Raw genomic sequence first — 6,371 nt, 5'->3', positions numbered from 1 at the left:
TGTCTAGTAACTCTTCCGATGAACTGAGAATGGCCTGAATGTGCCGAATGCTGATACGCGCAATTGCTTATGCGCGGCGCGACCTCCGGCGAAACTCGAAATCCGGGCACAGGCCAGCCGTTCGGCGAAACGCCGCTGCCGGAAAGTGCTGGTGGATCAGAGTCTGGCGAGGTCAGCGCGTACTCGACGGCCGGTCGGGAGAGCGGGCGGGTGGTCGTGCAGGCTGGCTTGCCGCACCAACGGCTGCGGCCAAAGATGATGCATGATGAAATGTGGTGGTGGTTGTCGTGAGCATAAAGCCTCCCCCACTCGCTGCGGTCGCCCGCAGCAAGCTGTCATCTCAGAAGTGTTCAAATTCAATCCGCCACACTCTCGCGGCGAAAGCCGCTCAGCGTCGCATACCCGTCTTGTTGCCCGCTCGTCTGCCCTCGTGATCCCATCGCTTCCGGCTTGCATGTCGCTGGGGGCTGCATCGCTTCCTCCTTTGTAAGGCGACCGACAGGCGGCCACCGACAGAGAAATTTCGAGACAGAACAACCGTTCTCATATTGCTATGAGTTGCAACATTCAAAGCTTGGAAAGCGTCGCTAACCTGCAAACCGTCGCTGATCTGCACGTCCGCCCGGGTTCCTAAATCGCACTGATCTGAAGAACCGGAGGGCGCCGCGAACGATTACAGAAATACACCAAGGCTCGGTTCTCGCAACGGAATGATTCTTCGCGGGCGGTTCAAAAAAATACTTGGCCACTCACAGGGCCAATGTTCGCTATCGTGCTTAGACGGCAAGGTTTTGAATCGACGCGCTGAATCGAAATGTGATGGTGCTGTTGCACATTCGCGGCGACAAAAAATTAATTCATAAATCGTTTACGTTTGCCGGCGCGCGCCGTGCGTTTTCAAAGTGCTTGGTCTCGCTATGCCGATAAGTGATTAGACGCGCGCGTTTTTTTCTGTGCGCTCCGTCAGGGTAACTCTGGACACCGGACTCGCAATCGAGATGCGAAGCTGTTGCTATTTTCGAATCACGCGCGGGTGGGGATAAACGGCAGTTGACGCTATTATTGTAGTGCAATGCGCGTTCGCGGATTACGCGTACAAAGTTGTCTGATGCGCAGTGCCGATCGCGAAAACAGTCTGTGTTACGTCATCAAAACCTCTCGGTTCATCAGCGCACAAAAAAGCCCGGCGTAAAGCCGGGCTTTTTAGAACTGGATTTGGACGGTCGCTTACTGCGCGGCAGTCTGGCCGAGCTTGGCGATCTGATGCACGAGGCGCGACACCTTGCGGCTCGCCAGATTCTTGTGAACGATGTTGCGCTGCGCGGCCTTCATCAGTTCCGGCTCCGCCTTCTTCATCGCCTGCAGCGCCGCTTCCTTGTCGCCGCTCTTGATGGCTTCCTCGACGACGCGGATCGAACCGCGCATCTGGGTACGGCGCGACTTGTTGACGATGGTGCGGCGGGCAATCTTGCGCGTCGCCTTCTTGGCGGAGGTCGTGTTGGCCATATCTCGTTATCCTTCAGCAGCGACCCGCACAGGGGTGCCGGGCTGATTGACGTCTGCCGATCGCGGCCGACGCTGGTTTAATTCCGGGGTGTTCCTGAAAATGCCATCCCCGGAGTAAAACTCTCAGGGCACGCCGCTCAAAGAACAGCGGCGGCAGGATTGCGCCCACCGCCATTGGCGCTCCTTATAGAGCGGCGGATTTCCACCGTCAACGCTTTCGGGGGTTTTAGCTGTCGTTCCGGGGGGCGGGCGGCGGTAGGCGGACGCAAACCCGGAACCCTCATATGTTTTTCGCAAAACATTTCGGGGGTCCGGGTTCGCTCGAGCTGGCGCTCTCGCGCCCCCGAATGACAGCTCCTTGGCAGCCAAGGTTGAATTCCCCCCGGCGGCCCGGTATTGCCGGGGTTACATTTGAGGAAACCATATGATCCGCGGATTTTTCCGCCTGATAGGGCTGTTGCTGCTGGCCGGCGGGTTCATCTTCGTCGTCTATGACGGGGCGCGGTCGATCGCCGACCAGGCGCTGCGGCTGACCCGGCTGGGCGAGTTCTGGAATGATGTTCACCAGTCCAGCCAGCGCTCGTTCCAGGCGATGGTCGAGGACGCCTCCCCCGCGCTGTGGAACCTGGCCAGGATGGTTCTCAACCAGCCGGCCTGGGCGGTGATGGGCGTGCTCGGCATCGTGTTGCTGTTGCTGTTCCGGGCGCGCAAGCCGCTGATCGGCTATTCGCGCAATTGAACGGGGCATAATGCCCCTGCCGTTTCGGCCATCGACACCTATATGAGGGACTGAATTCAGTTCGCCCAAACGGGAGATGACCATGCTGTTCATGCGCAAGACCACCGCTCTGCCTACCGCCGCCGAAGCGCTGCCTGGGCGCGATGCGCCGATCCCGACCGCGAGCCGCCATTATGTCAACGGCGCGCCGATCCAGCCGCCCTACCCGGAAGGTCTGGAGCAGGCGGTATTCGGGCTCGGCTGCTTCTGGGGCGCGGAGCGCAAGTTCTGGGAACTCGGCGACGGCGTCTATACGACCGCGGTCGGCTATGCCGGCGGCCACACGCCAAACCCGACCTATGACGAAGCCTGTTCGGGCCGCACCGGCCATACCGAGGCGGTACTGGTGGTGTTCGACCCGAAGAAGATTTCCTACGAGCAGTTGCTGAAGGTGTTCTGGGAAAGCCATAATCCGACCCAAGGCATGCGCCAGGGCAACGACGTCGGCACGCAATATCGCTCGGCGATCTATACGTTCAGCGACGCACAGGCGAAGGCGGTCGAGGCGTCGAAGGCGGTGTATCAGAAGGCGCTGTCCGCCAAGGGCGTCGGCACCATCACCACCGAGATCGCGCCAGCCGGCCCGTTCTATTTTGCCGAAGATTATCACCAGCAATATCTGGCGAAGAATCCGAACGGCTATTGCGGCCTCGGCGGCACCGGCGTGTCGTGCCCGATCGGCGTCGCCGTCTCCGCCTGATCGCTGCGTTTCAGAGAATGTTGATGCCCGCTTCCGCTACCGGAAGCGGGCATTTGCGTGCGGTACCGAGCTACTCGAAAACGGAATTTTAACCATAACGGGTCACAACTGGAACTGTCTCTGAGAGGGATATGTCCAGTGTCAGGTGTCCGCGTGTTTCGATTGTTGACCACGGCTGCAACAGCCGCCCTGGTGCTGTCCGGCTGCATGCAGCGGCAGGGTCCGGTAGCGGCGCTGCCGCGCAACGATCTCGATGCGCTGGCCTATGGCCAGCCCGCTTATGGCCCGGCGATCGTATCCCCTTCGCGTAGCGTTGCCGTTCCGGTTCGCTACGCCGCGCCGGCACCGGTGCTCTCCAGCCATGACGCCGCCTACCGGCTCGACGCCGGCGACAGGCTTCGCGTCGTGGTCTACGGCCAGGAAGGACTCACCAATTCCTACGCAATCGATGCCGGCGGTTCGATCACCATGCCGCTGATCGGCGCGGTGCGTGCCCGCGGCCTGACGCCGGCGGCACTCGCCGGCAGCATCACGGCGCGGCTGCGCAACGGCTTCATCCGCGAGCCCTCGGTGGCGGTGGAGATCGAGGCCTACCGGCCGTTCTTCATTCTCGGCGAGGTCGCAGCCCCCGGTCAGTATCCTTACGTGCCCAATATGAGCGTCGAGGCCGCGGTGGCGATTGCCGGTGGCTTTCTGCCGCGCGCCCGTCGCGACGAGGTCATGCTGTCGCATACGACCGAGCAGGGCATCGTTCGCGCCGCGGTGCCGCTCGGCACGCCGATCGATCCCGGCGACACCATCCAGATCGGCGAGCGCTGGTTCTAGGGTTTGTCGTTCCGGTGCGCAGGCGGCGATAGCCGAACGCGAACCTGGAACCTTGAGATGTTCATCGTCCCATGTCGAGATTACCCGCCACTCCACGTGGAGTGGCTGAGGTTCGCTCGTGCTGGTGCGCTCGCGCCCCGGAACGACAGTTTTGATTACTTCACCAGATGCTTGGCAAAGAACGCCAGGCTGCGCTGCCGGGCGACAGCGGCACTGGCCTGGTCGTAGCTGGCGCGCTCGTCGCAGCCGAAGCCGTGCTGGGCGCCGTCATAGACGAACACTTCCACCTCCGGACGTTTGGCGCGAATGGTCTCGACATCGGCCAGCGGAATGCCGTGGTCCTGCTCGCCGAAATGCAGTTGCGTCGGCACGGTCGGCTTGTCGTCGGCAAATTTGACGATGGCACCACCGTAATAGCCGATCGCCGCCGACAGGCCGGTCAGCCTGGTCGCTGCGGCGTAGGCGACGCTGCCGCCGAGGCAGAAGCCGATGATACCGACCGGCCCGACATCTTTCACGGAGTCGATAGCCGCCTGGGTGTCGCGCAGCATCGCGGCCCAGTCCGGACTGGCGACGAATTTCCGTGCGATCGCGACTTCCCCGGGCGAATAGCCGGACTGGAAGTTGCGTTCGATGCGGTCGAAGATCGCGGGCGCGACCGCGACATAACCTTGTTCGGCAAAACGGTCGCATATGGTGCGGATGTGATGGTTGACGCCGAAAATTTCCTGGATCACGACCACCGCGCCCTTCGGCGTGCCATTGGGCGTGGTGCGATAGGCACCGAGTTCGAACTGGTCCGAGGCGGTCAGCGTTACGTCTTGTCCCACGGGTCATCCATTCGTTGTTGTTTCGGCGAAGCAACGCTTGATGCGGTAATCGCCTGCGCGGCGCAAGACGACAGCAAGCAACATCGTGTGACGGCTACTGCCACATCCAGTTGCGGCCCAAGTCGCCCTTCCAGCCGGTGAGGCGCCCGTGGCGAAACTGCAGGTACAGCCGGTCGCGGCGATCGAAGAAGCCGCTACCGCCGATCGTGCGGATCGCCAGATAGATCTCGTTGTCGCGGCGACCGCTGACAAAGGTCAGCGGCACGCCGAGCGCGCGGGCGACCGTGTCGGCCGGCATGCCGAACGCCAGCGGCGCGGTATTCGACAGCGTCGCGGTAAACGGCCGCTCCGGCTGCGGCAAGAGCTGCGCGGTGGCTGCAACGGCCGAAAGCGGGCCGGCCAGCGCCAGGATGAGCAAGGTCTTCAGCATGGCGCGATTGTTTTCCGGATCGGGCGGCGGCGCAAGCGGCGATTTGAATCAAAGCCGGCAGATCACCGCAACACAACGTTCAGCACCGGTTTCGATGCCAATTGGTCATCCGTCGTTAACGATACAATTTAAGGTTCGGACATGTAGTCCTGAGGTAGATTTGTTCCCGTTGCAGCGGAAGCTTGCCGCAATGATCGAGGGCCTATGACCGCTACCGCTTTATCATCGTCGCCGCGCCGCCAGCTGCTGCTGGCATCCGACCGCAGCGATCGCAGCTTCGAGTTGGCCGAGATCCTGAACAGGGTCGGCGAGGTCGAGATCATCGCGACCTCCGAGATTCCGGAAACGCCCGGCGAGGCGTCCGGCATCATTGTCGATATCAATCTGCGCTCCGCCGAAACCGTGCAGCGCGTCCGCAATAAATTGCGCGCGTCGGCCTATGAGGGAGTGCCGCGGCTGTTCGTGCTGGCCGACTCGCTGCATCACGGTGCCATGCAGGCCTGGGCGCTGGGCGCCACCGACACCATCGCGCGGCCGTTCGATGCCAGGGGCGTGCTGCAACGAATCCGCGCCGCCTTCCCGGATCCGTATGACGAGGACTTCTCCGCCAGCGGCAAGGCGCTGACGCGCGGCGTCGAGGCGGCGCACGCGGTGATGGTGAAGATTTTCGAGAAGCTGCCGGCGGGCGAACCGTTGACGTTCAACGACGTGATGCAGGCGGAAAACGCCATCCTGAAGGCCATCAAGCGCTCGTCTCTGCGCGACTGGCTGGCCACCGTCGGTCGCCATCACAACAACAGCTACCGGCACTGCCTGTTCGTGACCGGCTTTGCGGTGGCTTTCGCCCAGCATCTCGGCCTGCGCGATGAAGACCAGCGCCGGCTGACCCGCGCAGCCCTGGTGCACGACGTCGGCAAGGCGTTCACGCCGGTGGCGATTCTCGACAAGCCGGGCAAACTGACCGATGCCGAGATGGGCGAAATTCGCAAGCATCCGCGGCAGGGTTTCGAGGCGCTGATCGCGCAGGGCAGTTTTCCGCGCGAGATGCTCGACGTCGTGTTGCACCACCACGAATTTCTCGACGGCACCGGCTATCCCGACGGGCTGAAGGGCGACGAGATCAGCGACATCGTTCGCCTGATGAGCATTGTCGATATCCATGCCGCCCTGGTGGAGCGGCGCGCCTACCGTATGCCGTTCACCCACGCCAAGGCGTTCGAGATGATGGAGCAGATGGGCGACAAGCTCGACCAGCAATTGCTGCAGGCGTTCCGCCCGGTCGCGCTGGGATCGTACTGACCG

At 62.3% G+C, this 6,371-nt stretch carries 7 protein-coding genes; 4 read left to right on the top strand and 3 right to left on the bottom strand.

The window, feature by feature from the left end:
* Window positions 1–1,227: 1,227 nt before the first annotated feature.
* The gene (rpsT, locus tag FIU28_RS26230; protein WP_143575959.1) at window positions 1,228–1,506 is read right to left on the bottom strand and encodes a 30S ribosomal protein S20; all 279 of its coding nucleotides are present in this window, start codon (window positions 1,504–1,506) and stop codon (window positions 1,228–1,230) included.
* Window positions 1,507–1,930: 424 nt separating this feature from the next.
* Between rpsT and FIU28_RS26225 the strand changes: the two genes are divergently transcribed.
* The 3 genes from FIU28_RS26225 (at window position 1,931) to FIU28_RS26215 (ending at window position 3,809) form a co-directional block, all read left to right on the top strand.
* Window positions 1,931–2,245: a hypothetical protein gene (locus FIU28_RS26225; protein ID WP_143575958.1), complete on the top strand. Its 315-nt coding sequence runs from the start codon at window positions 1,931–1,933 to the stop codon at window positions 2,243–2,245.
* Between the two features lie 82 nt (window positions 2,246–2,327).
* Complete coding sequence (gene msrA, locus FIU28_RS26220; protein ID WP_143575957.1) at window positions 2,328–2,984, top strand: peptide-methionine (S)-S-oxide reductase MsrA; 657 nt, start codon at window positions 2,328–2,330, stop codon at window positions 2,982–2,984.
* Between the two features lie 207 nt (window positions 2,985–3,191).
* On the top strand, window positions 3,192–3,809 hold the full coding sequence (locus FIU28_RS26215; RefSeq protein ID WP_143576422.1) for a polysaccharide biosynthesis/export family protein: 618 nt from the start codon (window positions 3,192–3,194) through the stop codon (window positions 3,807–3,809).
* 155 nt (window positions 3,810–3,964) lie between these two features.
* Here the strand turns inward: FIU28_RS26215 and FIU28_RS26210 are convergent, their stop codons facing one another.
* Together FIU28_RS26210 and FIU28_RS26205 are read right to left on the bottom strand one after the other, a co-directional pair.
* Complete coding sequence (locus tag FIU28_RS26210) at window positions 3,965–4,639, bottom strand: dienelactone hydrolase family protein (RefSeq protein ID WP_143575956.1); 675 nt, start codon at window positions 4,637–4,639, stop codon at window positions 3,965–3,967.
* 94 nt (window positions 4,640–4,733) lie between these two features.
* Window positions 4,734–5,069, bottom strand: a complete 336-nt coding sequence (locus FIU28_RS26205; RefSeq protein WP_143575955.1) for a hypothetical protein — start codon at window positions 5,067–5,069, stop codon at window positions 4,734–4,736.
* Between the two features lie 204 nt (window positions 5,070–5,273).
* On the opposite strand from FIU28_RS26205, the gene FIU28_RS26200 reads away from it, so the two are divergent.
* A complete protein-coding gene (locus FIU28_RS26200; RefSeq protein ID WP_143575954.1) occupies window positions 5,274–6,368 on the top strand; it encodes an HD domain-containing phosphohydrolase in 1,095 nt (364 codons plus the stop codon).
* Window positions 6,369–6,371: the final 3 nt, after the last annotated feature.

The sequence above is a fragment of the Tardiphaga sp. vice154 genome (assembly GCF_007018645.1).
Classification (GTDB): domain Bacteria; phylum Pseudomonadota; class Alphaproteobacteria; order Rhizobiales; family Xanthobacteraceae; genus Tardiphaga.
Note: the sequence above shows the minus strand (reverse complement) of the source record. Positions and strands in the feature narration are given on the sequence as shown.